The following is a 26,963-nucleotide window of genomic DNA, read 5'->3' as shown; positions in this document are numbered from 1 at the left end:
TCCAACGCGGCGTGCGCGCGAAGAAGGGACATGTCCACTTTTGAGTGGCTCGGAGGCGCATGTCCTGTGGAGGGAACCCTCAGCCGAGGAAACGGATCCGCTGGCCCGGGCGGGCTTGGCCCAACAAGTCCAGATCCTTGCGGCGCACCACGGCAATCACCGGGTAGCCGCCCGTCACGGGATGATCTGCCAGGAAAACCGTGGGAAGGCCCGACGGCGGCACCTGCAGTGCGCCGAGCACCATGCCTTCGCTGGGGAGTTCCTCGTGCCGGGTCTGGGAGAGGGGGCGGCCCACCAGTCGGGCACCGATCCTGTTGGAGTCAGGCGACAGGATCCAGTCCTGGCTGACGAGGCGGCGCCAGGAATCGTCGTCGAACCAGTCTGCGCGGGGGCCGCGGTCCACGCGGGCTGTGATGGCGCGCCCGGGATCGGGTGCGCGTCGGATGGCGGGGAGGGCGCCGACGTTGTTGAGAGGCCACGCGCCCGTAGCGAAGCCCCAACCGTTGCCCACGGACACACGGCCGATCCCCAACTGCTCCCCCGATTTCAGCGGCGCCGGGCCTTCGCCGGAGAGCATATCTGTGCTACTGGAACCGAGGAGTTTGCGCGCATCGATCCCGCCCTGCACAGCCAGGTAGTATCGCAGTCCGAACAGCGGAACCCCGAAATCCAGCACCGCGCCCGGAGCCACGCGGACGGCTTGGTTGAGCGGAATCTCGGCACCATTGAGTGTAACGATTCCCTCAGCGCCCGCCACCGAAACAGTGGACGCGGTCACGAACCGCAAGCGCAGCCCGCCCAGCAATATTTCCAGCCCAGCCGCGTCCACAGGATTTCCCACCAGCAGGTTGGCGAGGCGAAGAGATTGCCGGTCCAAGGCACCGGAAGGGCTCAGCCCCAACGAAGCCCAACCCTGCCTGCCGAGGTCCTCCACCAAGGTAAGTAGGCCGGGGTTCACCACTACAATCCCCATCAGGCCTCCACGAACCGCACCACGTCGCCCGGCCGGATCAGCGCCGGTTCAGCTTTGGACGCATCCCAAAGTGCCGCCGTCGTGGTTCCGATCAGCTGCCAGCCGCCCGGCGAAGATCGCGGGTAGACGCCGCTGAATTCGCCCGCGAGACCAACAGCGCCGGCCGGCACAACGGTGCGCGGGGTGTTCCGACGCGGGACGCGGAGCCGCTCATGCGTCGTGACCAGGTACACGAAGCCGGGCGCAAAGCCGGAAAATGCGGCCGTCCATTCCGAGGACGTGTGAAGTCTGACCACCTCGGCCTCGCTCATACTGAGGAACTGTGCCGTTTCGGCAAGGTCGGGGCCTCCGTAGGACACCTCGATGGTCACTTCCCGGCCCGAGCTGACGGCGTCGCGTGCCGGCTCGGCGGATTCCAGCCAGTCGCGGACACCTGCGGAACGGATCGCCTCGGGATCGAAGGTGACCAGGACAGTCCGGGCGGCGGGCACGACGTCGATGATCCCCCGCGGTAGGGAAAGGCCCGCAGAGACGCCCGCCGCGGTCAGTCCGCGGTAGTACGCCACTACGGCATTGAGATCCGGCAGTTCCACCAAGAATGCGCTGTCACCGCAGGGCAGAAACGCCCGGCCGCCGGCGCCGGGCGAACCGGCGCCGCGCCTTCCAAGAACCTCAGGCGAAGGATTCAATCTCCACACCAGCTTCCTCAAGGCCGGCGCGCACCGCCGCAGCGAGCTCTACAGCACCAGGGGTATCGCCATGGATGCACAGCGAGTCGGGCTTCACGCGCACCACCGTTCCGTCCACGGCCAGCACCTCGCCCCGCACGGCAAAGCGCACGGCCCGCTCAACTACGGTGGCGGCATCGTGCACCACGGCGCCCTCCTGCGAGCGCGGCACCAGCGTGCCGTCGGGCAGATAGCCGCGGTCCACGAAAGCCTCCCGGAACACCGGATGACCGGATTCTTCGGCGATGCGCAGGAACGCGGAACCCGGGAGGCCAAGGACAGGAAGCCCGGGATCGTAAGCGTGAACGGCGGCAACCACCGCTTCTGCCTGCTCCACGTCGTGGACGATCCTGTTGTAAAGGGCGCCATGCGGTTTCACGTAGTCCACGGAGGCGCCCACCGCGTGGGCCATCCCATCCAGGGCACCGAGCTGGTAGAGGACGTCGCCGAAGAGCTCATCGAAGGACATGTCCATCGCGCGGCGGCCGAAGCCGTGCAGGTCCCGGTAGCCCACATGGGCGCCGACCCGGACGTCGAATTCGAAGGCCGCACGGCAGCTGTCCAGCATGGTCACTGGGTCGCCTGCGTGGAAGCCGCAAGCGACGTTGGCGCTGCTGACAATCCGGAACATCGGGGCGTCGTTCCCCATGGTCCAGGAGCCGAACGACTCCCCCGAATCAGCGTTGAGATCCACTATTTTCCGCCTTCCAGCGCGTTCTGGTGGGCGGCTGGGAGCAGCTCGCCCGGGATGGTGTCCGGCATAGGACCGAATGCTTCTCTCGCCGCAGCTGCCACCGCACGCCCCATGATGCGGTTCCCGACTCCGCCCACCACGGCCCCCACGCCGAAGGGCAGGGCGCGACCAAGGAAAGCGGTGCCTTGGCGCCTGACTAGCCTCTTGAGGAAGGCGCGCTGGATTGCATCACGAATGACCCCGAATCCGCCGCCAGGCAGCTTCTTGGTAAGGGTCTTGCCCCAAGCCTGGGTCACGCCTTTGCCCTTGCCGAGGGATTGTCCGCTGAGGGAGCCCAGCAGGGCGGTGCCCTCTTCCCCGAGCATGATGGCCATGACCATGGTGCGGGCACGGTCAGGATCGGTCAGGCGGATGCCGTGGAGCTCGGCCAGGGAAGCCGCGTAGAGCGCGGTTCCTTCCAGGAAGCCGATAGTGGCCACCGCGGACAGGCCCAGCGAGGCTGCGGTGCCGATGCCGGGCACGACGGCGGTCGCCCCGACGGCGGCACCCCCGCCAGTGACTGCGACGAGGTAGTCGCGCTCCAGTTTGGCGGCCAGCTGCGCCGCGGTGGCCTGCGGGTGCTTGCGCTGCAGCCGGCGCAAGTTCGCCAAGACAAGGGGACGCTGCACCTCGACGGCGCGAAGCAGCACATTGTGGACACCGGGCTTGGCGTTGCCGTTGGCGTCGAACACGGCGTTATGGGCGGTTTCCTGCGCGATCTTCACTGCTGGATTGGGTCGCTTGGCCATTCTTCACCTCTGCATTCAGCCGTTGGATTCTTGCGGTAGTTCCTTGGCCTAGCCTAGGCCACGCACCCCCTCCCCGGCGTAGACTTTAAGGCGTTCGCGGGAACAGTCCAACGAAGGACAGGAAGCATCCGGAATGAACAAAGCAGCAGATCCCAACGACGTCCGCCACCACAGTGACGCCCCTGCCGAAGGGGAAACCGAGGGCTGGGTGTCCCACGATACTGGCCTTCATAGCCAGGAACCTGCCGAAGGGCCGGATACCGACGACGCCCCCGCGTAACCGCGTTCAGCCCGCGAAATCCGGGGCGCAGAATGGTTTCGCACGGAGTGCTCGTCTCTCCGGGGGATACCCAACCGGGGCAATTGTTGGCGCGCGTCCTCGAGGCACTGCGCGCTTTGGAGAAGCACGATGCTGCGAGCTTCCGTGCCGTCCGCCGCAAAGTCTCCGCGGAAATCTCCACTCTGGACGCCGCCGTCGTCTTCAGTCTCGCCGAAGGCCTGGTGGAAGCCGGCTTTGACTGGGAGGGATGGGAGTTCATCAATGCCCACCGGGCGGCTTTTGCGGCCCTCACACCGTCTCGTTTGAAAGAGCTGGGGGCAGGTATCGCCTCCTGGGGCCAGGCGGATGCCTTCGCGACCATCCTGGTAGGGCCAGCGTGGCGCGAAGGGCTCATCTCGGACTCCGACGTCGACGGCTGGGCACGGAGCCCGGACCACTGGTGGCGTCGTATCGCCCTCGTTTCCACCACCGTGCTCAACACCAGGTCGCGGTGGGGAACCGGTGATACGCAACGCACGCTCGCCGTCGTCGGGATTTTGATCCACGATCGCGACGACACAGTGGTCAAGGCGGTCAGCTGGGCGTTGCGCTCCTTGGTGCCTTGGGATCCGCGTGCCGTCCGGACCTTCTTGGAATCGCATGAGACCGAGCTCGCCGCCCGAGTGAAGCGCGAGGTGCGGACCAAGCTCGAGACCGGACTGAAATCGCGCAGGCGCAGCGTCCACGGCACTGATCTTTCCAAATGAACCTGCGCGCACGGGCCGCCCTTCGGTGAATCCACTGCTCCCCACCGGCCTTAGCTTGCGAAGGCTGGGAGCCGGCGGGGAGCAATCGATGGGCTAAACCCGCGCGCTACCGATCACGGGGAGTCCCGCCGTCGGGAAGAGGCTCGGGAAGACCGACGGCGCGGGGACCGGCACCGCGTCGAGCGGCACGGTGACGCTTTCGACGCCGACGACGAGCCGCTGCCCGCGTACGCTGAGCTCAATAGGTGCGGGGACCTCCAAAGGCGCGGCACCGGCGTCGGGCGCTGAACCTGAATCCGCAACCAGCGCAAGGCTGATGGACCCCGGGCGTAGCTCGACAGACAGCTGCCTCCCACGGATCTTGAGCCGGAAGGACAGGCTGTCCCACTCCGCTGGCAGCCGCGGATCGAAATGCAGGACCTGGCCCTGGTCCCGCATGCCCGCGAAACCGCACACCAAGGAACTCCAGATGCCGCCAGTGGAGGCGATGTGCACGCCGTCCACGGTGTTGCTGTGCGTGTTGTCCAGGTCGATGAACAGTGCCTCGGTGAAGTGCTTGAGCGCGACGTCGGAGTAGCCCACCTCGGCCGCCATGATCCCCTGCACGCACGCCGACAAGGTGGAGTCGCCGGTGGTGATGGGATCGTAGAAGTCGAACGCGCGCTGCTTTTCCTCGGCCGTGAAGTCCTGCCACTGCAGGAACATCGCCAGCACGGTGTCCGCTTGCTTGAGGACTTGGTGCCGGTAGATCACCAGCGGGTGGAAGTTGAGCAACAGCGGGTACTTGGACCGCGGCGTGGACCAGTCCCACGGCTCCAGGGTCATGAAGTCGTTGTCCTGGCTGTAGATCTCCATGTGCGGATCGTAGGGAAGGGACATGCGCGCGGCGGCCTGTTGCCACACCATCCGCTCGGTTTCCGGGACGTCAGGATGTTCCAGGGCCGCGGCAGCACGCAGGTTAAAGCGGGCCATGACATTGGTGTAGAGGTTGTCGTTGACCACAGCCGTGTACTCATCAGGGCCTGTGACGCCGTGGATGTGGAACAAGCCGTCCTTGCCGAAGAAGCCCAGCGAAGCCCACATGCGCGCTGTCTCAATCAACAGATCGGCGCCCACCTCGGTGCGGAAGCCGGCGTCGCCGCTGGCCCACTGGTAGCGGTTGGCGGCGAAGGAGATGGCGGCGGCGATGTGGAACTGCGCGGTGCCGGCGGCGTAGTAGGCGCTGGCCTCGAGCCCGTTGATGGTGCGCCACGGGAAGAGCGCTCCGTCCACGCTCAGCTCCTTGGCCCGGATCCGGGCGTCGGGCAGCATGGCATGGCGCGACTCCAGGACCTGCCGAGCAGCTGACGGGTTGGTGTACGTCAGATACGGCAACAGGTACACCTCCTGGTCCCAGAAGTAATGACCCTCGTAACCCGAGCCGCTGACTCCCTTGGCGGGGATGCCCGCGACGCCGGCACGCGCAGTCGCCTGCGCGAGCTGGAACAAGCTCCAGCGCACGGCCTGCTGCAGTTCGGGCTGGCCACCAATAGTGATGTCCGCGGTAGACCAGTAGTCGTGGTAGTGCGCAGCGCCTTCGGCCAGGATCGTGTTGAACGGCACGAGCCCCAGTTCAGCATCCGATGCCAGCATCTCGCCCGGCTCTGCCGCGCTTGCGTCGGCACTGTTCACCACGTAGCTGACGCTCTTCTCCAAGCGGAAGGTTTCGCCCTCGCTCACTGCCATGACGTAGCGAACCGTGGACTCGTCCTGCCCCACCACGGTTTCGAACGGCTGGCCCTCTGCGGAGATCCAGTGGTCCACGGCCATACCGATGCGCTGCCGGGATTCCGCGGTTTCCCACGCCAGGCGGAGGGAACCGTCCGAACCCTGAAGGTGGAGCGGGACCAGCACCCGGCCGGCGTGGCGGCCTGAGCGGCGGGGGTCGTGGGCCGAGTGGTCATCCACCGGCTGGTCTTGCCGGTTGATCACCAGGGACGTGATGTCCGCAGACACCAGGCGATCGGCGGTGAGGCTCAGTTCGATGCCAAGGGAACCCCTGGATTCGATCCCGACGGCGCGGCGCTCCACCGTGGTGACCGTGGCCCCGGAACGGCATTCCCAGGTGATCGCGCATTCGTACACGCCCGTGGCGAAGTCGATGCTGCGCCGGTAGTTCTGCACCGTGGACTCGGCGAGGCTCAGTTGCTCACCGTCGACCACAACGTTGAAGTTGTTTGCATCGGGAACGTAGACAATCCGTTGTCCCGTGCGCGCGAAACCGTAGGCGTTCTCGGCGTGCTTGATGTCCCACGTTTCGTGGAAACCGTTGATGAACGTGCCGGGAAGTTCGGCGTCCGCCCCCGCCCAGTGGGCGCCGCGGATGCCCAGGTGGCCGTTGCCGAGGCTGAAGAGGGTTTCGAGCGTGCCGGCGTCACCGGGAACGTGGATACTCTCCACGAGCTTCCACGGTTCACAAGGGAAGCGCAGCCGATCTGAGCTGATGAGTGCCATGGACTGTTGGGTTCCTTCTGTTTCTGGTGAAACGGCTTGGTTAGAGGAGATCGTCGAGGTCGTCGACCACGAACGTTGCACCGGCGTCGAGCAGGGTCTGGTGGCCGGCCCCGCGGTCCACCCCGATGACCGCGCGGAAGTTCCCGGCGCTGCCGGCCTGCACGCCGGACACTGCGTCCTCGACCACAACGCAGCCCGCGGCGGGAACGTCCAGCAGCGCGGCGGCGTAACGGAAAGTGGCGGGGTCCGGCTTTCCGGGAAGCCCGACGGCGGCCGCCACCTGGCCGTCGACCACCACAGGGAAGTAGCCATCCAGTCCGGCCGCCTTCAGTACGGCGGGTGCGTTGCGCGAAGAGGATACGACGGCGAGCTTGAGTCCCAGCTCCAAGGCGGCGTGGATGAAGCGGACGGAACCCGCGTAGGGCTCGACGCCGCGCGAATCCACGATCTCATTGAAGATCCGGTTCTTGCGGTTTCCCAGGCCCTGCACGCTGGTGTTGGCGGGATCGTCGTCGGTGGGTCCTTCCGGCAAACTGATTCCGCGGGAGGTGAGGAAATCCCGTACACCGTCGAAGCGCGGCTTGCCGTCGATGTGGTCGAAGTAGTCACTCTCCTGGTAGGCGTCCGGGTGGCCGGTTTCCGCCAGGTAGCCGTCAAAGAGCTCCTGCCAGGCCTGCTCATGCACGACGGCGGTGGGCGTCAGTACGCCGTCGAGGTCGAAAAGGAGCGCAGCAGCGCCCGTCCAGGCAGTTTTCTGGGTTGCTCGGGTATCAGTCATGGTGTGCAGTGGTCCGTTCAGCGCTGGCGGCGCGTGGTTTTGCGTTCAATGAGCTTGGTGTCGAGGAAATGGTTGGAGGGTTCGTTGGGGGCGTCGGCGTTCTGGAGGCGGTCCACGAGCAGGTTGGCAGCGAAGGCACCTTGGTCGGCCACCGGCTGCGCCACTGTGCTCAGTCCAAGGAACCAGCTCATGGGGTGGTCATCGATTCCAATCACGGAGACATTCTTCGGCGCGGACAGTCCATGCTCGCGCATGGCCATGAGGGCTCCGAAGGCCGCCTCATCACAATCCGCGAAGACCGCCGTGGGAAGGCTTCTGTGGGCAATGAGTTCGTTCATGGCTTTGCGGCCGCCGTCGATGGTGGAATCCGAGTTGATGACCAAATCCGGATGAACGGTCAGGTGATGGTCTTTCAATGCCCTGCCGAATCCCTTGAGCCTGTCGCTGGACGTCAGCACGGAATTCTCCTGGGTTTCGCGACCGGAAAGGACCGCCAAATCCCAATGCCCCAGCCTCAAAAGGTGCGAGGTGGCCTGCCAAGCCGCAAGTTCGTCGTCGATCCCTACGTTGTCCCACGGTACGGAAGTCATCCCCACGCTTGCAACTGCAAGGCCGGATGCGGACAGGAGGGCAACCTCGTATTCGCTCAAGTCAACGTTGAGGAGCAGCACGCCATCCACGCGTTGGGACAGGCCAAGGAGGTCGCCGAAGATCTTCCGCTTGACGCTCGACTTGCCACGCAGGCTGATCAAAACAGTGTCGAAACCGCTGTCTCCGAACACTTCCTCGGCTGCCTCGACGGCCTGGGCGAAGAACCAGGCCGTGGCGGTGGGGGCGATGATCGCGATGGAACCGGTACTTCCGCCGGCCAACCGGGCTGCGGCGGAGGATGCCTTGTAGCCGAGCTTGGCGGCGGCGTCGCACACTTTCGCTTGTGCTTTCTCGGACACGTTCGGCAGGTTCCGCAGAGCGCGTGAAACGGTGCAGATGGACAAGCCTGAGAGGACTGCGACGTCCTGAATTGTCACGCGTTGAGCCTTAACCATTCAACACGGCCTCAACCCTTTCATCTTCTGGATTAGGCGGCACATCCGTGCACCGCCGAAGAAGAGTGTAAGCGCTTACAATTTTGGCAATCAAGAGTTGTTTTCCAGCGTCACTGAATGTGACGCGGACCTCACCTCAGTGGAGGACGTAGTACTTCAGAAACGCGCTGACATCAGCCACTTCCGGGGCCTCGATCCGATGCCCCATGCCGGGGTAGGTTCGCGCGGTGAGGGCGGTGTTTTTGTCGAGCCATTCCGCGGTGTGCTCAATTGCATCACTGAAGATCACGGGATCAGCTTTGTCCCTACCCCAGAAGAACGGCGGTGGCGAGTCGAAGGATTCGCTGAGGGCCAAAAGATCGTTTTGCAGGACGAATCCGGAGAGGCCCACGGTCGCCATGAAGCCTTCCGGACGAAGCCGCAGGAGGGTACTGGCCATGGCCATGCCTTGGGAATAGCCCAGGAGGCTCACGCTGCTGTGGTTGCGTTTGACTGAGTCAATCCAGGCGAACACCTTGTTGGTGGCGGTGATGACGTCGGCAAAGTCGTTGGCGAGGAAGTAGTCCAGCAGGAACCAGCCATAGTGGTCGCCGATCGGCATGGGCCCACGGAGCGCGGCGCAAGTGAATTCCCGGGGAAGCTGCGGAAAGAGATTCACCATTCGCTGTTCGTCCGTACCGTATCCGTGCATCATCACAAGCAGCGGCGTCCCCGCGCGCTCATTTTCCGGTTTGGACCAGGCGACTGTTTCCATGGAAAGAGCCTATGCGCAACGAGGGCGTCCACCACCTCGAGAGGTGGACGCCGTCGCCTAGTCCGCCAGTCGCGGGTTTCATTTGCTCGGCGCCACCACGCCCTAGGAATTGGCTGGTTCGAAGGGGCTCAGATTTTCCAAAGGCCAGTGGTTCTGGCGCCCTTCCGTTAACAGCTCGTGAAAACTGCTTCGAAGCCGCCGAACGCCTGCGTCATCCAACTCTCGGACGCCGTGGATGACCAGCGGTTCCTGCCAGTACATGCCGAGTCGCCGCGCTGTTGCTTTTAGCGGCACAAGCATTGCTTCGTACTCCCAGCCGTGGAGACCGTCGGGGCCGTAGCCTTCCAAGGCGCCACCAGTCGTTGTAACAATGCGGAGCGTCTTTCCGGCCAGGGCTCCCGGAGTTCCAGTCCCATAGGCCCAACCTCGGGTTAGAACCTCGTCCAGCCAGCGTTTGAGAATTGAAGGCATGGCGTACCAGAACGTGGGGTACTGCAGCACGATGTGGGCAGCCCTGGCGATGGCATCCTGTTCAGCCTGGACATCGATGGAGTCCGCTCTATACAGGTCGGAAAGGACGCGGGTGTGAACGTCCTCAATGGCCCTTGACTCCTCGACCAACGCGGCGTTAATGCGCGAACTGCGGAGGTCGGGGTGGCCGACGATAAGTAATGTCTTCATACTTTGCTCCAACAAATCCGAAGGTTGAACTGCAATGATCCACGGCGAACACGGACTGTGAGAAGTGAAGCAGATGGTGTCACTTTTCTAGCACGGGTGCTTTCTCGGCCAGTTCCGGTCGAGTAACTGGGTGGCCATCGATGGACTCGTAAAGGCTCTTGGAGCGGGCAAGTCCGTCCATCAGGCTTGCCGGCCCCCTGAACGGTAGACCGCCGATGTGCCAACCGTCTGTGTGCAGTTCCTCGATGAGGACCCAGACCACCTCGCGGAAAGCTTCAGATCCTTCAAACTTCACCATTACGTCAGTTAGGGCCGCCGCCATCCGGTGCTTTTCGTCTTCCGTGAAGACTCCGTCGACGAGCTTGACATTTACGAACGGCATTGCGTTCTCCTCTTTCTGGGTGCTCCGGATTGCCCGGGTATACCAAGCTTTGACCACGGCCGGCGTCGGCGGACCCGCAGATGCCGTCAAGCACCCCACAGATAGCGTCAGCGCGTGTCCGAGGTGGGTGGTGGTGAGGGCCGGGGAACCATCAGGGCTGCGACAGGAGGCGTTCCAGATACAGCGAGGGACTCATTCCGATCTTCTGTGTGAAGACCCGCCTCATCGTCTCAGCACTGCCAAATCCGCTTGCGGCTGCCGCTGTGGCGACAGTGGTTCCTCGCTGGAGCATTGCCTGAGCCGCTTCGATCCTCACCATTTCGACGTATCGACCAGGAGTGGTGTTGGTGCCTTCCTGAAATAGCCGTGCGAGGCTGCTTGCGCTGAGATTCGTCATGGCAGCCATTGCGTCAATTGAGTAATCTGCGCCAGGATCGGCCGTGATGCGGTCCAAAAGCTTTCTGAGGACGTGGTCACGGGGAGCGCTCACGCGGACGGCGACCGAGCGCTGGGATTGGCCTCCCGGCCGTTGATTGAAAATGATCATTTGACGGACGACGGCGCGGGCAACGTCGGGGCCGTAGTCTTCCTCAACGATGAACAAGGCCAGGTCCACCCCGGAACTGATACCCGCAGAGGTGATGATCGAACCGTCCTGCACAAACAACGCATCAGGGACAACATGTACCAGCGGATATGATCTGCTGAACCGTTCGACTTGGGTCCAGTGAGTGGTCGCGTTCCGGTAGTTCAGCAAGCCCCCGTGCGCCAGGAGAAATGCACCGGTGCAGACGGAAGCGATCCGGCTGGCATCATTCGTTAGATGGGAAACCGCCTCGACTAGTTCCGGCTCGAAAGGCCTGGCGACCATCCCGTATGCACCCGGAACGATGACCGTGTCCAAGGCCCCTGTATGTCCTGCGGCGGCCTCGGCGGTCAAATAGTGTCCGTTGGAAGCGCGCTTGGCTTTGCCGTCGGTGGAAACCAAGACAGTGTCGTAGTGGGCCCCAAAGGCATTTGCATGGTGAAACACATCAGCGGGACCGGCAACGTCGATCATTGTCACGTTGTCATGGATCAAGAACCCGATAGCCCGGCTTCGATCACTCACTTCTCACCGTAGTCTTTCCAAAATGTGGTGCGCAGCCTTGATGCGCTTCTTGCGCATGAAAGCTGCGTAACTGTACGCCAACGGACACTTGTTGTCTAGACGGCCAGCATCACCTACCGCAAAAGCAGCGGCAAGACTACCGTCGCACCGACGTAAGCCCCCGCGTTGGCCTCTCCACCCCGGGCGTAGACTCTCTTTCGCGAGCTTCAGGACGCGGGCAGGCTGCAGAAGGAGAAGGACATGACGGACAACTTCATTGCGAGTTCATGCATCGCGATCCAGGCCAGCGCCGATCGCGTGTGGTCCGTACTCACCGACCCCCTGGCCATCAGGGAGTTCATGTTCGGAACCGATGTTGTCACCGACTGGACAGTGGGCGGACCCATCGCCTGGCGCGGCATCTGGAAGGGCAAGGCGTATGAAGATAAGGGCGTCATCCTCGAATTCGAGCCCGGGAGGCGGCTGGTAAACACCCATTTCAGTCCGCTGTCCGGCCAAGACGACGAGCCTGGGAACTATCACACTCTGACTTGGACGCTGGAGCCCGAAGGTGCGGCTACCAAGCTGACCCTGACCCAGGACAACAACGCGAGCGCCGATGAAGCCGCACATTCGAAGGGAATGTGGGACAGCCTCGTCGAGAGCGTCAAAAATATCGCGGAGCGCAACTAGGCCGCGGACCAACGGCTCCGCCGCCCGGGACCCAGCCGGCCGGCGGGCTGGGGCCGCCTAAGGGGCTGGGCGCTTACGGCTGGAAATGCGAAACTGGCGTTTCGTTCGTCAAGGATTGGAGAAGGGATTCCGCGACATCCCTCAGTTTCTGGTTCCTTCCGTTTGAGGCCTTGGTTAGAATCCTGAAGGCCTCTTCCTGGCTGCACCTGTTCTGGCCCATGATGACGCCGGTTGCCAGATCGATGGCGGTCCGGGAACGCATGGCCTGTTCGAGGTCCTCTGCACGTTGTTGCCTGGCACCGATCCGAACCGCCAGCCTCAAGGCCTTCTCCGCTTGGCTTGCGAATTGTTCGCAGCTGCGGATGGAGGCTTCATCGAAGGCATCGCGCTGCCGGGCGAACAGGTTGATCGCCGCCGTCGCGCCCTCTTCCAGTCTCAAGGGGACGCAGAGCACGGCCAGGTGCCCGCGTTCCGCGATCGTGGTGCAGTATTCAGGCCACTGCGAGTCCGCGGACGTGTCAGAAACCAGGACGGACTTCCCGGTTCTCATCGCCTCCAAACACGGCCCGTCTCCGTAAGCTTGCTGCACCTCGTCAATGAGCCGTGCTTCGTGGCTGCTTCCGGCGATCGTCATCGATCTGCGTCGTCGGCTCAGCGTGACCCCGCACAGGACGTCCTGGCCCCGGGTAGCGGACACTGACGACGCAGTGAACACCGCAAGGTCTTCAAGGAAGCCACTGACGTCCTCACTGTCGATGACCAAATCCTGGAGCTGCCCCACAACCGAGGCATCCAGGCTCATTTCGTCCATGGCTCAGTCTACGAGCAGCAGGGTAGCAACGGAGGAAAAAGGGCATCCCAATTCAGCGTCCATCACTTGGACAAACTCTCCGCCGGGGTTGCGCACCGGGGATGTGGAGTGCACAATTCTTCTACAGTCCGTTCAGACCACCGGACAAGGGTCGAGTCTTCGGCCTGTTTCGCTCAAGCAGCCGGGCGCCATTTCATTCAACATGAAGGTGCCGCCCCATGAGCAAATGCCTGATACCGGGGCGGAGCTAGTCGATGTCGACCATCTCCGAATCCCCGGTACCTCACGAACCTCATCAGTCCGGCGTCCTTCCCCTGTGGTGTAGCGGTTGTGACACAGACACACACCTGTACATCGAATCCATCCAGGCCCAGACTCCACGGTGTTCCCAACGGCTTGCCGTGTTCTACACGTGTATCTCTTGCGGGTTCTCCTACAGCCACCCAGCCACTGTCCAGCAGGCGGCGGCCATCCTGAATCGTCGGGGGATTCAGGATGGCCTCCTGGAGTTCGGAAACCACTATTTCCATTGCGGCGAACCACTCGGGGAGGTGAAGAGTTCGGTGCGAAGGTTCGAAACACCGCGGTCCGGCCGGCCCCGATCTCGCAGTTCTCCCACGGAAACCCTTCTCCACACCAAGATCTTGAGATGCAGATGCGGTTTCGAGTTGGAAATACCTGCTTAGCCGCATTTGCAGCATTACAGAAGGAAGCATCGTGAAGCTCGAAAGTACACAGAACCGACGTCCCGAAGGCGACCCTGAGCAAAAGTCCGACCAACTGGACAAACAAAGAAACAGGCATCGCAAGGAAACCCATACCTCTCCGCAGCTCCGCTTGCCGGACCCTCCCGACCCTGACAACCTCCCCGTCGACTACCCGGGCCGCAGCGGGATCGAGTGGCCGTAGGGCACTTTCCGGTCCGGCGTTAGGGCAGCCAGCTTTACTTTGACCACCCATCCAGGCTGGCGAGCCCTGCGCCGGACCGGTCGATCGCGCCGGCGCGTCGCTCTTTGGAGCGCGTCGGGCCCGCCCGCCGTCGGATTCTGCTGGATCACTCCAGCATCCAAACTCGTTGCCCCCGCCATTCCGGGGCCCGCGGGCAGCCATCTTCGAATGATCCAGCAAAATCCGTCGCTCCCCGCCCCACAACCCCCGTCCGCCGAGCCCCCAACACACCTCAGCCATTCCCACACACTCCCAAAATCTTTGTTTATGTTGTTTTCTGTTGACAGATCAACACGAACAAAGATAGAGTCAAGCAATTCCACATCATGTGATCGCTGTCACTGATGTACTTGATCGCTTGTACGCAATGGAGGGTATGTGTTTGCTGAAGAGCGCCAACAGCTGATCTCCGAGCTCGTCGCTGACCGCGGACGGGTCAGCGTCACGGACCTTGCGGACCGATTCAGCATCACCACCGAGACTGTCCGCCGTGACCTCGCTGCCCTCGAATCCGCCGGTAACCTCCGCCGCGTGCACGGCGGGGCTGTCCCCTCAGACCGCCTCAGCACCCGCGAGGAAAGCGTTGTTGAGCGCGCCATCCAGCGCCAACCGGAAAAGCTTCGTATCGCCGAGGCCGCCCTTGCGCTCATCCCCGAGAACGCGGCCGGCAGCATCCTGATCGACGCCGGTTCCACCACAGAGGCCCTGGCCCGCCTGCTGGGACAACGCACGGCCCAGCATCTGGCCTCCGCCAACGGAAGTGCCGCGCATGAGGAACTGGTGGTTATCACCCACGCCATCCCCATCGCCGGGCGACTGTCCGGCAACCCGAACATCTCCCTCCAGATCCTGGGCGGTCGTGTCCGCGGCCTCACTCAGGCCGCGGTAGGGCAGTCCACGGTCGAAGCAGCTTCCCGGCTCCGCCCGGACATCGCCTTCGTCGGCGCCAACGGTATCCATGCCACATTCGGGCTCAGCACCCCTGACTCCGAAGAAGCCGCCGTCAAGGCCGCCTTCGTCACGTCCGCACGGCGCGTCGTCGTCCTCGCGGACTCCTCCAAGCTGGACGCGGAAACGCTCGTCCAGTTCGCTGCCCTGAAAGATGTGGACACCGTGATTACTGACCAGGAACCCTCCGAGGAGCTCTCCGCCGCTTTGGCCGAGGCCGGCGTCGACGTGGTGATCGCATGATCGTCACCCTGACAGCCAACCCCAGCCTGGACCGCACCGTGGAGCTCCCGGCCCCGCTTGCCCGCGGCGAGGTGCAGCGCGCCGTCGCCGTCCACCAGCACCCTGGCGGCAAGGGCGTCAACGTCTCCCGGGCGCTGGTCGCCTCGGGCCTGGACACCGTCGCCGTCCTTCCCGGCGGGGATTCCGATCCCGTCCTCGCGGGACTGCTCGACGACGGCGTCCCCTACGCAGCGCTCCCCATCAGTGAGCCGTTGCGCAGCAACGTGACGCTCACCGAACCGGACGGCGTCACCACCAAGATCAACGAACCCGGCCCGAAGTTGAGCCTGGCCGAGCAGGAAGCCCTGATCGGGCTGCTGCTTGACCGCTCCCGTGGCGCGAGCTGGGTGGTACTGGCCGGATCGCTCCCACCAGGAGTTCCGGCAGATTTTTACGCCACGGTCGCCCGCCGGCTCCGTTCCGGGAACGACGACCCTGCTTACGGCGGTCCGCCGCTTATAGCAATTGACTCCTCCGGGGCCCCGCTGGCGGCCGCCATCAGTGGCGATTCCACCGGCACCATCAGCGGCAAGCCCGATCTCCTGAAGCCCAACGCTGAAGAACTGGCCGAACTGGCCGCCGCAGCCGGCTTCATAGACGTCCACACGGCTGACGAACTGGAAGCGGACCCGGGCCTCGCCGCCAGGGCCGCCGCCGCCGTCGTCGGCAGCGGTGTGGGTGCAGTACTCGCAACACTCGGTTCCAAGGGCGCCGTCCTGGTAACCGCCGACGGCGCGTGGCTCGCCACGCATCCGCCGATCCAAGCCGTCAGCACAGTTGGTGCCGGCGATTCTTCCCTTGCTGGCTACCTGCTGGCCGCCACTCGCGGCGGTTCCGCGCAGGACTGCCTCCGTCAGGCTGTGGCACACGGTGCCGCCGCTGCTTCGCTGCCGGGCTCCACTGTCCCGGCGGTCCACCAAACAACTCCCGACGCCGTAACCATCACGGCCCTCTAGAAGGACTAACAGTGACCCAGCTCATCACCCCCCAACTGGTCTCCCTTGACCAGAACCTCGGCGATTCTCCCGCCGACGTCATCCGTTTCCTGGCTGGCAAGGTTGCCGCAGCCGGACGCGCCTCCGAGGTTGAAGGGCTCTTCGCCGACGCCTTCGCCCGCGAGCAGAAGACTGCCACAGGCGTGCCCGGCGGCATCGCTATCCCGCACTGCCGCTCCGTGGCCGTGACCGAGCCCGCCTTGGCGATGGCCCGGCTCTCCCAGAAAGTGGACTTCGGCGCCAAGGACGGCCCCGCGGACATCATCTTTTTCATCGCAGCCCCTGAAGGAGCGGACCAGGAGCACCTGAAGCTGCTCTCCAAGCTGGCCCGTTCCCTCATCAAAAAGGACTTCACGGCAGCCCTCCGTGCGGCTGCCACTGAGCAGGACATCGTCGACTTGGTTGACGGCGCACTGGCCGACAAGCCAGCTGCACCTGCCGAGGGCACCGCAGCTGCTCCGGAAGCCGCCCCGGCTTCGGCCCGCGCTGCTTCCGCGATGGCGCCCAAGCGCATTGTCGCTGTCACGGCCTGCCCCACCGGCATTGCCCACACCTACATGGCGGCCGATTCCCTCGTGGCCGCGGCCAAGGAAATGGGCGTCGACCTTCAGGTGGAAACCCAGGGTTCGTCTGGTGCCAAGCCGCTTGATCCGGCCGTTATCGCAGCGGCAGACGCAGTGATTTTCGCCGTCGACGTCGACGTCCGAGGCAAAGAGCGCTTCGCCGGCAAGCCTGTCATCAACGCGCCTGTGAAGCGAGGCATCGACGAACCCGCGAAGATGGTGCAGGAAGCCCTGGCCGCAGCGAGCGATCCGCATGCGCGCCGCGTACCGCACTTTGGTGCCGAGGAACAGGCCGAGCAGGCCGCCGAGGCAGCCAGCGAGCACATCGGACAGAAGCTCAAGAAGGCGCTCCTCACGGGTGTCAGCTACATGATTCCGTTCGTCGCCGGTGGTGGCCTGCTGATCGCGCTCGGCTTCCTCATGGGCGGTTACCTGATCACGAAGTACGCGGATACGATCGTCGTGAACAACAGCATCTTCAACCTGCCCACCGAATTCCCGGACAACGCATGGGGTCCGTTCGGTGCTTACCTCGGAGCGGTCCTCTTCAAGATCGGCGCCCTGTCGCTGGGCTTCCTTGTCCCGGCCTTGGCAGGCTACATCGCCTACGCGATCGCTGACCGACCCGGCATTGCACCCGGCTTCGTAGCGGGCGCTGTTGCCGGATTCATGGGCGCCGGCTTCCTGGGCGGCATCGTGGGCGGCTTGCTCGCGGGCTACATCGCACACGTCATCGGTCGGTTCCAGGTGGCCCGTTGGCTGCGCGGCCTCATGCCGGTGGTCATCATTCCGCTCCTTGCATCTCTCGTGGCCTCCGGCCTGATGTTCCTGATCCTGGGCGCACCAATTGTGGCGATCACCAAGGGCCTGAACGGCTGGCTGTCCGGTCTGACCGGCGCGAGCGCAATTGCGCTCGGCGTGATCCTCGGCCTGATGATGTGCTTCGACCTCGGCGGACCGGTCAACAAGGTTGCCTACTCCTTCGCGGTCGCCGGTCTCGGAGCCGCAAGCATGGACAATCAGGCTCCGTGGCAGATCATGGCCGCCGTCATGGCGTCCGGCATGGTGCCGCCCCTGGCCATGGCCCTCGCATCGACCGTCCTGGACAAGCACCGCTTCAGCCTGGCCGAGCGTGAAAACGGCAAGGCGGCCTGGCTGCTGGGTGCCTCCTTCATCTCCGAAGGCGCCATTCCGTTCGCTGCTGCCGACCCTCTGCGCGTCATTCCTGCCAGCATGCTCGGTGGGGCCGTCACCGGTGCATTGTCGATGGCATTTGGCGTCGGCTCCAAGGCCCCGCACGGCGGATTCTTCGTCTTCTTCGCGATCGACAACTTCCTCCTGTTCTTTGTCTCGATCGCCATTGGGGCGGTGGTGACGGCCTTCACCGTAATCGCACTCAAGCGCTGGGCAGTCCGGACGCCCGTTGAGGCAGAGCCTGTTCCGGCCGCTGCCGCAGCCTGACGCCAACCGTTAGCAAGCAAGTAGAGGACTAATCTATGCAGACCTTTTCAGGCGTAGGCGTTGCTCCCGGGCGTGTTCTGGGGCCGGTGAGGCAGATGCCGAAACCGGTGCAGGAACCCCATTCGAACGTCAACATTCCTGCGGACGTTACCGTCGAATCGCAAGGCCAGCGCATCAAAGATGCCGCCAAGGCCGTGCAGGCGGAACTCCGTGCCCGAGCCGCCACCGCGTCCGGCGAAGGCAAAGAGGTCTTGGAAGCAACTGCCTTGATGGCCGCCGATCCGATGCTGGTGAAATCGGCCATCAAGCTCCTCTCCCCCGATGCCCCGGGCGGCGCACGTACCGCTGAACGGGCCATCTGGGAGGCAGGTGCCACGGTTGCAGACTCATTGAAGGCCCTCGGCGGCTACATGGCAGAGCGTGTGGCGGACGTCCTGGACGTCCGCGCCCGTATTGTCTCGGAACTGCGCGGGCTGCCTGCGCCGGGCATCCCGGCGTCGGACGTTCCGTTCATCCTGGCCGCCGAGGACCTCGCCCCGGCAGACACCGCCACCCTGGACCCTGCCAAGGTGATCGCCTTGATCACTTCGAGCGGCGGTCCGCAATCCCACACCGCCATCCTGGCCCGTGCCTTGGGACTGCCCGCGATCGTCGCGGCCCCGGGGGTCGACGAGATCGGGGACGGCACCGAGACCTACATCGATGGCGCCGCCGGCACCATCACCGTGGACCCCGGTGAGGAACTCCGCCTTGCGGCCAAGGCTTGGGCTACCCAAGCGTCTACCGTTGCCGCCTTCAGCGGCAGCAGCGTGATGGCCGACGGTTTCCGGGTTCCGCTGCTCGCCAACGTCGGTACCGGTGCCGATGCGGTCAAAGCCGCCGACGCCGGTGCCGAGGGCGTCGGTTTGCTGCGAACCGAATTCTGCTTCCTGGATCGCGACGACGAGCCCACCGTCGAGGAGCAGATCGCCGCCTATGGCGCCGTGTTTGCTGCGTTCCCGGGCAAGAAGGTTGTGGTCCGTACCCTCGACGCCGGCGCTGACAAGCCACTGCCGTTCCTCACCAACGCGGATGAGCCCAACCCAGCTCTGGGCGTCCGTGGGTACCGCACCGATCTGACCTCCCCCGGCGTCCTCGAGCGCCAGCTCAAGGCGATCGCCGCCGCAGAGGCCGCCAACCAGGCCGAAGTGTGGGTCATGGCACCCATGATTTCCACGGCCGAGGAAGCCGCGCATTTCGCAACCCTCTGCTCCGCCGCCGGCCTGAAAATCCCCGGCGTCATGGTCGAAGTCCCGTCGGCTGCCCTGACCGCCGCCACCCTGCTGAGCAAAGTCAGCTTCGCATCGCTAGGCACCAACGACCTCACCCAGTACACCATGGCCGCGGACCGCCAACTCGGCCCGCTCGCCGCGCTCAACGACCCGTGGCAGCCTGCCGTGCTCCAGCTCGTGAAGTTGACCGCCGACGGCGCCGCTGCCGCCGGCGCGAACGCTGCCGGCACCGCGCGCCCCGTGGGAGTATGCGGCGAGGCAGCCGCGGACCCTGCCCTCGCCGTCGTACTCGTTGGACTGGGCGTCGCGACGCTCTCCATGAGCGCCCGCGCACTGGCTGCCGTCTCAGCCGTGCTGGCAACCGTTACCGTTGCGCATGCCCAAAAACTCGCGGCGGCGGCATTGTCCGCCCCGAGTGCATCCGCCGCGCGCCAAACCGTTCGCGCCCAGCTGCCCATACTGGACGAGCTGGGTCTCTAGACTTTCCCCAAGCCCACAATCGAAGGAGCAACAATGTCCGAACGTACCGCCACCATTGCCAGCCGCGTCGGCCTGCACGCCCGCCCGGCAGCCATCTTCGCCGAAGCCGCCGGCGAACTGGACCTCGAGGTCACCATTGCCCGCGAAGGCGAACCCGCTGACGACGCCATGGACGCCGCCAGCATCCTTTCCCTCATGAGCCTCGGAGCTTCATTCGGCGACGTCGTTGTGCTGCGCGCCGAGGGCGCCGGTGCCGACGAAGCCCTGGACCGCCTCGTGAAGATCCTCGAAACGGACCACGACGCCGAGTAACCCATTGAGCATGCCCCCTCTTGGCAATGAGGAATGGACATATTCGCACTATGTCCATTCCTCGCAGCCAACGGGGTGCATGCTCTTTTGATTTTCACTGCAAAGACATCAGATAGTCCGCGATATCCGACTCGGTGGGCCTGAGCTGTTCGAGATCACCGGCAAGGAAACCCTCCACAACGCGCGGATCAACGTAGGCGGCCCTGGCCACCGTTGGTGTGTTGCCGAGTAGTTCAGCGGTTTGCTTGATGGCCTCAAGGACCCGCTGGCGCGCAGGCAATTTCCCGGCCGGGCCTGCGAGCGCCATGCCAGCCGCCGCAGTGCCTTTCCAGGTGCGGAAGTCCTTGGCCGTGTAGTCACCGTCCGTGATGTGGCGAAGATACTCGTTGACCATCGCGGCATCCAAGGAGGCCCAGCCGTCGCCTTCCTTGAAGGCCAGCAGTGGTTGTTTGCCAGGCCTGTCTGCCAATGGCTTGAGGAACCGTGCCAGCACGGGGTCATGTATGGTCGAGTCCCACGCTTGCCCGCTTTTCCCCGGGAAATGCAGGGAAACCTTGTCTCCCGCGACATGCACATGCTTACATCTCAGGGTCGTCAGGCCATACGATCCGTTGCGCCGCATGTAGCCCTCTGATCCAACGCGCAAGGCCCCGAGATCCATGAGCCGCACAGCCGCGGCAAGGGTTCTAGTCTTTTCCGAAGGTGACTCGCGCAGATGACGCGAGGCCAAACGCCGTGCTTTGGGCAGGGCAGCGCCGAGCCGCACAGCCCGGAGGAACTTTTCGGCGTCTTGGCGTGCCCGCCACTCGGGGTGGTAAATGTATTGGCTCCGGCCGGCGTCGTCCACTCCCATTGCCTGGATATGCCCGTTTTCGAAAGGGCAAATCCAGACATCGGCCCACGCTGGAGGAATCGCGAGAGTTTCCAGGCGCGTGCGCTCACCGCCTATCACAAGGGATCCGTCCGGGCGGTGGTAGCTGAAACCACGGCCGGACCTTCGTCGGGAGATACCAGGCGTGCCCGGGTGACTGCGTCGGAGCCGAGGCATGCGCTGGCCCTTACCGCTGTTTCCTGGTGCCTAAGCTTCCTGTGGGTCTGCCACGGACGCACCGGCGGACATGGTCTCGGCACTGATCATCCAGGCGAGCTGCTCCAAACGTGCGATGAACGCATGCAGGAGGTCCGCCGTCGTGGGATCTTCTTTGTCCACTTGGTCGTGGACATCGCGCATGGTCTGGACAGTCCGCTCAAGGCGATCGGTGATCAGCTTCACGGCGTCCTTGGTCTTCGTCAATCCCCCGGGAAACTGCGCCAGGCGGGTCGAGGCAGCGATGGTGCTGCTCCTGCCATCGGGGAGCGCATGAAGGGCTCGCATCCTTTCTGCTGTTTCGTCAGCGAACTCCCGCGCCGCTGCCACGAGTTCGTCGAGTTGTAGATGCAGGTCCCGGAAATTAGCGCCAACAATATTCCAGTGGGCCTGTTTGCCCTGCAGCTGGAGTTCGATAAGGTCCGTCAGGACAAGCTGAAGATTGTCTGCCAAAGCTTGCGATGCTTTCATGGTTTCCCCTCCAAGACGACTACTGACAATGGGTCAGGATCAGCGCCAGATACCGGCGCCAGTCCTTCCGCCCACCCTACGACGATACCCAGAATTTTTTATAAGCGTGCTTAGCACTTGATTTGATAAGCGTGCTTAGTAGTACGATGGAGGAAGTCGATGCCGGTCCGTCCCGGAAGAAAATTCCGGTAAACGAGGCTGGATCCGCTACAGCAAGACCTCGTACGGAGTCCGGGGGGCTTGGTGAGGAACCACGGTTCGGAAGCGAACCGACAACCGAATACACCGCGAGGGGCCGGGCATTTTGCCGGTGGCCCCGCTTAAAAAAGGAATGTGCGACTATGAACACCCTTCTGATCATTGCAGGCGTTGTGGCAATCATCCTTCTGCTCGTTGGCGGATTCTCGCAGGCAGTAAGCTGGCTCCTCTGGGTCGGCTTGGTCCTCTTGATCGTCGCGGCCATCGGCTGGCTCCTCAGCTTCGTTTCCGGCCGCAGATCTCGCGTTTAGCCAACGACAGCTGGCCCCGCAGTGGCCTGCCTTCCGCCACTTGGCGAGAAGGCGAGAAGAACTAAAACCATTACCACCAAAGGAGTACGTCCATGGGTGCAGATGACAAGATCCAAAACACCGGAGAAAAGCTTGCGGGCAAATCCAAGGAAGCCGCCGGAAAGCTGACGGGTAACGAGAGGCTCGAAGCCGAAGGCAAGACGGATCAAGCCAAGAGCGACCTGAAGGCGGCCGGCGAAAAGGTAAAGGACGCTTTCAAGAAGGACTAGTCCACTCGAAGTGCGGCTCCTGCCATGGGCGGGAGCCGCACTTCCCAGTCCAAGGGGTTAGGTCAATGCCGACTATCTCTGACCCGATTGTCCCCGCCGGCGCACCGCGTCGCCGGGCAGAACGAATCTGGTGCAGCACCTGCGGCACCAACGAGCACGTGATTCTTGATTCCGTCGAGCCCCTCAAACCGCCGATGGCAGAGCTCGTGGATATCGCCTACATTTGCGCAGAATGCGACACTGCTTATGCCCATTCGGCTACATTCCAGGACGTCGCGGAGATCCTGAACCAGCATGGAACGGTATCGGATGTGCTCCAATTCGGCGGCGAATACATCCATTGCGGCGAACCCATGAAAATTTCGGGAACCGGATTCCACAGCGTGTATGCGCCGATATCCACGGAGGACCCCGCGATAGATCTTCTCGACGTGTACCTGGCGACGAAGGTGTTGCAATGCCGCTGCGGGTTCCGGATGGAGCTCGCCTCATAGCCCGGGCCTCGACCGAAGGAGGAAACCATGCCAAGAAAAAAGAATCCCAGCCTCAAAGATCCGGAACTCTACGAAACCCTCCGCGAGGATGGCGCCTCCAAGGAAAAGGCCGCCAGGATCTCGAATGCCGCTGCCAAGGTGGGCCGCAAGGAAATCGGCCGGCGCGGCGGTACCTCGGGCGACTATGAGGACTGGACAGTGCCCCAACTCAAGTCCCGAGCCAAGGAACTGGGCCTCACAGGCTACTCAAGCAAGAGGAAAGCCGAACTCATCTCGGCCCTGCGAAACCACTAGGCCATCCACCGGACATGCTCTCCGCCCAGGCCCAGGAACGGACATATTCGCATTATGTCCATTCCTCGCCTTGCACGAGGGACATGTCCATTGTTCCTTGGAGGGCTCAGAGGGACATATCCAGTGCTCGCTGAAATGTACGACGGCGGCGCGTCAGGCTTTCTTGACCCGCGCCCTGGGTTTGCTGGCCGCTTTGGCCGTCCCGGCGTCGTCGGACTCCTCACCGCCGGCGGAACCTTTGCCGCGCTTCTTCTCAAGGCTCCGTTTGAGGGCCTCCATGAGGTCGATGACCTCGCCGCCCTCGCCTTCGCTTGCAGCAACGCCGAACGTCTCCTCGGTGTCGATGGAGTCACCCTTTTCGAATTTTGCGGCGATGAGCTGGCGCAGTTGCACTTGGTAATTGTCGGTGTATTGCTCGGGCTCGAAGTCGCGCGCCATGGAGTCCACCAGGGCCGAGGACATCTCCAGCTCCTTGTCCGAGATCTTGACGTCGGTCTCCAGCGACGGGAAGTTTGCTTCACGTACCTCGTCGTCCCAGAGCAGGGATTGCAGCATCAGGACGTCCCCACGTACGCGCAGGGCCCCCAGCCTAGTCTTCTGCCGGAGGGCGTACTGCACAATGGCCACGCGCTCGGTGTCCTGGAGGGTGCGCAGAAGCAACATGTAGGCCTTGGGCGACTTGGAATCGGGCTCCAGGTAGTAGGGCCGCTCGTACATGATGGGGTCCAGCTGCTCGGCCGGGACGAACTCCACTACCTCGATTTCGCGGCTGTTCTCCGCGGGCAGGGACTTCAAATCCGCGGAGGACAGCACCACCGTGCGGCCTTCCTCTTCGTAGGCCTTGTCGATATCCTCGTAATCCACAACAGAGGCGCAGATTTCGCACTTCCGCTGGTAACGGATCCGGCCTCCGTCTTTGTTGTGGACCTGGTGAAGACTGACATCGTGGTCCTCGGTGGCACTGTAGAGCTTGACTGGTACGTTGACCAGCCCGAACGCGATAGAACCCTTCCATATGGCCCTCATGCACTAAGTGAACATCACAACAAGGCGGAGGTGAAGAGGTGGCAACCAGCCAAAAGGAGCGCGTCAACGTTGAAGGCCACGAACTGACGCTCACCAACCTGGGCAAAATCATCTACCCGGAGACTGGCACCACCAAGGCCGAAGTGCTCGAATACTACGCAGCCGTGGCACCATTCCTGATCCCTGCCGCCACTAACCGGCCCGCCACGCGTAAGCGCTGGGTGCACGGCGTAGGGACCACCGACGACCCCGGGAAGATGTTCTTCCAGAAGAACCTGGACGACTCCACCCCGTCCTGGGTTCCGCGCGTCACCATCCAGCACAGAGACCACAGCAACGTTTACCCCCTCGTCAACAACCTCGCCACGCTGACCTGGCTGGCCCAGATAGCCGCCTTGGAGATCCACGTGCCGCAATGGCAGGTGGACGCCGACGGAACCATGTTGCCGCCGGACCGCCTGGTCCTTGACCTCGACCCCGGCCCGGGCACGGGCCTCGCCGAATGCGTTGAAGTGGCCAAGCTGGCGCGCAGCATCCTGCAGGACATCGGGCTTGATCCCGTCCCTGTGACGAGCGGCAGCAAAGGGATCCACCTCTACGCCGGTCTGGATGGCACGCGCAAATGGGAGCAGGTTTCAGCGTTCGCACACGAGTTGGCGCGATCGCTCGAGGCGGACCACCCTGACCTGGTGGTCAGCGATATGAAGAAGACCCTGCGCTACGGTAAGGTCCTGGTGGACTGGAGCCAGAACAGTGGAAACAAGACCACAATCGTCCCGTACTCCCTTCGCGGACGCGCACACCCCACGGTGGCCGCACCGCGGACATGGCGGGAACTCACTTCACCAAAGCTTGAGCATCTGGACTTCACGGCTGTCATGAAGCGCGTCCAAGAGGGGAAGGACCCTTTCGCCGCGGTGGCGGCCGGGCGCTCCGGACATTCGCCCGCGCACGCGGACAGCGGATCCAGAAACAAGAACGACGACGACGGCTCCCCCGGCGCGGCCCGCGCCAGCACTGCGGTCGGAAGCACCGCCGCCGGAAGCACCGCTGTGAACCCGCGGTTGGCCAGCTACGTGGACAAGCGTGATCCGCAGCGGACACCGGAACCGTTTCCCGCCGTCGAACATCAACCCGGTTCGCGCCCACTCCAGGCCGACGCGGAGCCCAACCCTCCCGGCGGAATTTTCGTCATTCAGGAACACCATGCCCGCAGCTTCCACCTGGATTTCCGGTTGGAACACAACGGTGTCCTGGCGTCGTGGGCATTGCCACGTGGCGTGCCGGACACTCCGGCCAAGAACCACCTCGCGGTGCGAACGGAAGACCACCCGATGGAGTACGCGCAATTCGCGGGCATCATTCCAAAGGGCGAATACGGTGCCGGGACGGTCAGCATCTGGGACAGCGGCGAGTTCGAATGCGAAAAATGGCGCGACGGCAAGGAAGTCATCGCTACCCTCACCGGCAAGCCCGGCGGCGGATTGCATGGAACCCGTCGCTTCGCGCTCATCCACACTGGGGAGTCGCCGTCGCAATGGCTGATCCACCTGATGAAGGACAAGCCGGGCCATCGCACCGTGCTGTTGCCTGATGCCCCGTCGCGTTCGAGCGGCACCCCCAGCTACGCACCCATGCTTGCAACCTCCGGGACCACGGCCGATGTTTCCTCCGGCGACTGGTTGTTTGAGCTCAAATGGGACGGCTTCCGGGCCATCGTTTCAGGTTCGGGCGGCAAGATCAGGTTGACCAGCCGCTCCGGGATCGACATGACGCCCACGTACCCCGAGCTATCGGATCCGCGTTACTGGCCGGACCACGACTTCGTGGCAGACGGCGAAATCGTTGCACTCGGCAAGAACGGGCGGCCCAGTTTCGAGTTGCTCCAGAAGCGGATGAACCTCTTCAAACCTGGCGACGTCGAACGCGCCCGGGCTGCGGTCCCCGTGCAGCTCATGCTGTTCGATCTCCTGTATGACGCCGGATCCCGCGGCGACGCCGAAAAAGGCGGCAACGCAGACCTCACCTCCCTGCCGCTCGGCGAGCGCCGGGACCGGCTGGCGGCTTTCCATGCCGGGCTGACTGCCGCGGGCTCCCCCATCCACGTATCCGAAGTGCTGGAGCACGATCTGGCCGACATTCTGGCCAGCGCCGCCGAGCTTGGATTGGAAGGGGTCATGGCCAAGCGCGCGGATAGCCGGTACCAGTCGGGGCGGCGCAGCAGGTCCTGGATCAAGCTCAAGTTGGAACGCACGCAGGAAGTGGTGGTGGGTGGTTGGCGGCCCGGCGCCGGGGCGAGGCTGGGAACCATTGGCGCGCTGCTGGTGGGGATCCCCTACGGCGACAAGCTGCGCTATGCCGGCCGCGTGGGCACCGGATTCAAGGACTGGCAGCTCCGCGACATCCTGCAGCGCTTGGAGCAGCTCGACCGCCCGGACTCGCCCTTCCATGACATCCCGGCCGAGGACGCCGCCACCGCCCATTGGGTTGCCCCCGAGCTCGTGGGAGAGGTGACGTTCGGCGATTGGACCGGCACCGAGAGGATGCGGCATCCCGTCTGGCGCGGGTGGCGCCCTGACAAGTCCCCCGGCGACGTCCAGCGCGCGCCCTGAACAG

General features: G+C 63.8%; 29 protein-coding genes. 14 read left to right on the top strand and 15 right to left on the bottom strand.

Annotated features, from left to right (window positions below; translation table 11 throughout):
• Positions 1-79: 79 nt before the first annotated feature.
• The 4 genes from LFT43_RS01135 to LFT43_RS01120 all read right to left on the bottom strand — a co-directional run bounded on the left by LFT43_RS01135 (position 80) and on the right by LFT43_RS01120 (position 3,183).
• Positions 80-973 (bottom strand): biotin-dependent carboxyltransferase family protein, encoded by an 894-nt coding sequence (locus tag LFT43_RS01135; protein ID WP_395800454.1) that lies wholly within the window; start codon positions 971-973, stop codon positions 80-82.
• Positions 973-1,566 (bottom strand): 5-oxoprolinase subunit PxpB, encoded by a 594-nt coding sequence (gene pxpB, locus LFT43_RS01130; RefSeq protein WP_395800452.1) that lies wholly within the window; start codon positions 1,564-1,566, stop codon positions 973-975. The genes LFT43_RS01135 and pxpB overlap by 1 nt, the downstream gene beginning before the upstream one ends.
• A 79-nt stretch (positions 1,567-1,645) precedes the next feature.
• Complete coding sequence (locus tag LFT43_RS01125; RefSeq protein ID WP_395800450.1) at positions 1,646-2,395, bottom strand: LamB/YcsF family protein; 750 nt, start codon at positions 2,393-2,395, stop codon at positions 1,646-1,648.
• Positions 2,395-3,183 (bottom strand): hypothetical protein, encoded by a 789-nt coding sequence (locus LFT43_RS01120; protein WP_395800448.1) that lies wholly within the window; start codon positions 3,181-3,183, stop codon positions 2,395-2,397. Before LFT43_RS01120 ends, LFT43_RS01125 begins: the two co-directional genes overlap by 1 nt.
• Positions 3,184-3,316: 133 nt before the next feature.
• On the opposite strand from LFT43_RS01120, the gene LFT43_RS01115 reads away from it, so the two are divergent.
• Together LFT43_RS01115 and LFT43_RS01110 are read left to right on the top strand one after the other, a co-directional pair.
• On the top strand, positions 3,317-3,463 hold the full coding sequence (locus tag LFT43_RS01115; RefSeq protein WP_265980757.1) for a hypothetical protein: 147 nt from the start codon (positions 3,317-3,319) through the stop codon (positions 3,461-3,463).
• A gap of 32 nt (positions 3,464-3,495) precedes the next feature.
• The gene (locus tag LFT43_RS01110; RefSeq protein ID WP_395800445.1) at positions 3,496-4,209 is read left to right on the top strand and encodes a DNA alkylation repair protein; all 714 of its coding nucleotides are present in this window, start codon (positions 3,496-3,498) and stop codon (positions 4,207-4,209) included.
• A 93-nt stretch (positions 4,210-4,302) separates the two neighbouring features.
• Here LFT43_RS01110 and LFT43_RS01105 read toward each other — a convergent pair whose 3' ends face one another.
• The 7 genes from LFT43_RS01105 to LFT43_RS01075 all read right to left on the bottom strand — a co-directional run bounded on the left by LFT43_RS01105 (position 4,303) and on the right by LFT43_RS01075 (position 11,454).
• Complete coding sequence (locus LFT43_RS01105; RefSeq protein WP_395800443.1) at positions 4,303-6,702, bottom strand: glycoside hydrolase family 65 protein; 2,400 nt, start codon at positions 6,700-6,702, stop codon at positions 4,303-4,305.
• Between the two features lie 40 nt (positions 6,703-6,742).
• On the bottom strand, positions 6,743-7,480 hold the full coding sequence (locus LFT43_RS01100; RefSeq protein WP_395800441.1) for an HAD family hydrolase: 738 nt from the start codon (positions 7,478-7,480) through the stop codon (positions 6,743-6,745).
• Positions 7,481-7,497: 17 nt separating this feature from the next.
• Positions 7,498-8,508 carry a LacI family DNA-binding transcriptional regulator gene (locus tag LFT43_RS01095; RefSeq protein ID WP_395800439.1) on the bottom strand — a complete coding sequence of 337 codons (1,011 nt, stop codon included), beginning with the start codon at positions 8,506-8,508 and terminating at the stop codon, positions 7,498-7,500.
• A gap of 154 nt (positions 8,509-8,662) precedes the next feature.
• Positions 8,663-9,280 carry an alpha/beta hydrolase gene (locus tag LFT43_RS01090; RefSeq protein ID WP_395800437.1) on the bottom strand — a complete coding sequence of 206 codons (618 nt, stop codon included), beginning with the start codon at positions 9,278-9,280 and terminating at the stop codon, positions 8,663-8,665.
• A gap of 102 nt (positions 9,281-9,382) precedes the next feature.
• On the bottom strand, positions 9,383-9,961 hold the full coding sequence (locus tag LFT43_RS01085; protein WP_395800435.1) for an NAD(P)H-dependent oxidoreductase: 579 nt from the start codon (positions 9,959-9,961) through the stop codon (positions 9,383-9,385).
• A 79-nt stretch (positions 9,962-10,040) separates the two neighbouring features.
• Positions 10,041-10,343: a 4-oxalocrotonate tautomerase family protein gene (locus LFT43_RS01080; RefSeq protein ID WP_395800434.1), complete on the bottom strand. Its 303-nt coding sequence runs from the start codon at positions 10,341-10,343 to the stop codon at positions 10,041-10,043.
• A gap of 151 nt (positions 10,344-10,494) precedes the next feature.
• Positions 10,495-11,454, bottom strand: coding sequence for a GlxA family transcriptional regulator (locus LFT43_RS01075; RefSeq protein WP_395800432.1), 960 nt, complete (start codon positions 11,452-11,454; stop codon positions 10,495-10,497).
• A 240-nt stretch (positions 11,455-11,694) separates the two neighbouring features.
• On the opposite strand from LFT43_RS01075, the gene LFT43_RS01070 reads away from it, so the two are divergent.
• Positions 11,695-12,126, top strand: a complete 432-nt coding sequence (locus LFT43_RS01070; RefSeq protein ID WP_395800430.1) for an SRPBCC domain-containing protein — start codon at positions 11,695-11,697, stop codon at positions 12,124-12,126.
• 73 nt (positions 12,127-12,199) lie between these two features.
• Here the strand turns inward: LFT43_RS01070 and LFT43_RS01065 are convergent, their stop codons facing one another.
• A complete protein-coding gene (locus LFT43_RS01065; RefSeq protein ID WP_395800428.1) occupies positions 12,200-12,937 on the bottom strand; it encodes an ANTAR domain-containing protein in 738 nt (245 codons plus the stop codon).
• 717 nt (positions 12,938-13,654) lie between these two features.
• Here LFT43_RS01065 and LFT43_RS01060 point away from each other — a divergent pair.
• The 6 genes from LFT43_RS01060 to LFT43_RS01035 all read left to right on the top strand — a co-directional run bounded on the left by LFT43_RS01060 (position 13,655) and on the right by LFT43_RS01035 (position 20,197).
• Entirely contained in the window at positions 13,655-13,846 is a 192-nt protein-coding gene (locus LFT43_RS01060; RefSeq protein WP_395800426.1) for a hypothetical protein, read from the top strand.
• Between the two features lie 417 nt (positions 13,847-14,263).
• Positions 14,264-15,076 (top strand): DeoR/GlpR family DNA-binding transcription regulator, encoded by an 813-nt coding sequence (locus LFT43_RS01055; protein ID WP_395800424.1) that lies wholly within the window; start codon positions 14,264-14,266, stop codon positions 15,074-15,076.
• Positions 15,073-16,071: a 1-phosphofructokinase family hexose kinase gene (locus LFT43_RS01050; RefSeq protein WP_395800422.1), complete on the top strand. Its 999-nt coding sequence runs from the start codon at positions 15,073-15,075 to the stop codon at positions 16,069-16,071. The genes LFT43_RS01055 and LFT43_RS01050 overlap by 4 nt, the downstream gene beginning before the upstream one ends.
• An 11-nt stretch (positions 16,072-16,082) precedes the next feature.
• A complete protein-coding gene (locus tag LFT43_RS01045; RefSeq protein ID WP_395800420.1) occupies positions 16,083-18,134 on the top strand; it encodes a fructose-specific PTS transporter subunit EIIC in 2,052 nt (683 codons plus the stop codon).
• 35 nt (positions 18,135-18,169) lie between these two features.
• Positions 18,170-19,885, top strand: coding sequence for a phosphoenolpyruvate--protein phosphotransferase (gene ptsP, locus LFT43_RS01040; protein ID WP_395800418.1), 1,716 nt, complete (start codon positions 18,170-18,172; stop codon positions 19,883-19,885).
• Positions 19,886-19,918: 33 nt separating this feature from the next.
• Positions 19,919-20,197 (top strand): HPr family phosphocarrier protein, encoded by a 279-nt coding sequence (locus LFT43_RS01035; protein WP_269994103.1) that lies wholly within the window; start codon positions 19,919-19,921, stop codon positions 20,195-20,197.
• A 94-nt stretch (positions 20,198-20,291) separates the two neighbouring features.
• On the opposite strand, the gene LFT43_RS01030 is transcribed toward LFT43_RS01035, so the two are convergent.
• Both LFT43_RS01030 and LFT43_RS01025 read right to left on the bottom strand, forming a co-directional pair.
• Positions 20,292-21,245 carry a DNA topoisomerase IB gene (locus LFT43_RS01030; RefSeq protein WP_395800416.1) on the bottom strand — a complete coding sequence of 318 codons (954 nt, stop codon included), beginning with the start codon at positions 21,243-21,245 and terminating at the stop codon, positions 20,292-20,294.
• A gap of 30 nt (positions 21,246-21,275) precedes the next feature.
• The gene (locus LFT43_RS01025; protein ID WP_395800414.1) at positions 21,276-21,755 is read right to left on the bottom strand and encodes a Dps family protein; all 480 of its coding nucleotides are present in this window, start codon (positions 21,753-21,755) and stop codon (positions 21,276-21,278) included.
• Between the two features lie 341 nt (positions 21,756-22,096).
• Between LFT43_RS01025 and LFT43_RS01020 the strand changes: the two genes are divergently transcribed.
• The 4 genes from LFT43_RS01020 (at position 22,097) to LFT43_RS01005 (ending at position 23,321) form a co-directional block, all read left to right on the top strand.
• The gene (locus LFT43_RS01020; RefSeq protein ID WP_395800412.1) at positions 22,097-22,264 is read left to right on the top strand and encodes a hypothetical protein; all 168 of its coding nucleotides are present in this window, start codon (positions 22,097-22,099) and stop codon (positions 22,262-22,264) included.
• Positions 22,265-22,356: 92 nt separating this feature from the next.
• On the top strand, positions 22,357-22,533 hold the full coding sequence (locus tag LFT43_RS01015; RefSeq protein ID WP_395800410.1) for a CsbD family protein: 177 nt from the start codon (positions 22,357-22,359) through the stop codon (positions 22,531-22,533).
• A 65-nt stretch (positions 22,534-22,598) separates the two neighbouring features.
• Positions 22,599-23,027, top strand: a complete 429-nt coding sequence (locus LFT43_RS01010; RefSeq protein ID WP_395800408.1) for a hypothetical protein — start codon at positions 22,599-22,601, stop codon at positions 23,025-23,027.
• A 27-nt stretch (positions 23,028-23,054) separates the two neighbouring features.
• Complete coding sequence (locus LFT43_RS01005; protein WP_395800406.1) at positions 23,055-23,321, top strand: Rho termination factor N-terminal domain-containing protein; 267 nt, start codon at positions 23,055-23,057, stop codon at positions 23,319-23,321.
• 153 nt (positions 23,322-23,474) lie between these two features.
• On the opposite strand, the gene LFT43_RS01000 is transcribed toward LFT43_RS01005, so the two are convergent.
• The gene (locus tag LFT43_RS01000; protein ID WP_395800404.1) at positions 23,475-24,347 is read right to left on the bottom strand and encodes a Ku protein; all 873 of its coding nucleotides are present in this window, start codon (positions 24,345-24,347) and stop codon (positions 23,475-23,477) included.
• 38 nt (positions 24,348-24,385) lie between these two features.
• On the opposite strand from LFT43_RS01000, the gene LFT43_RS00995 reads away from it, so the two are divergent.
• Positions 24,386-26,959 carry an ATP-dependent DNA ligase gene (locus tag LFT43_RS00995; protein ID WP_395800402.1) on the top strand — a complete coding sequence of 858 codons (2,574 nt, stop codon included), beginning with the start codon at positions 24,386-24,388 and terminating at the stop codon, positions 26,957-26,959.
• Positions 26,960-26,963 lie beyond the last annotated feature (4 nt).

Source organism: Arthrobacter sp. FW306-04-A (assembly GCF_044358315.1).
Taxonomy (GTDB): domain Bacteria; phylum Actinomycetota; class Actinomycetes; order Actinomycetales; family Micrococcaceae; genus Arthrobacter.
The sequence above is the reverse complement of the archived record's forward strand: the minus strand, read 5'-3'. Positions and strand labels throughout refer to the sequence as shown.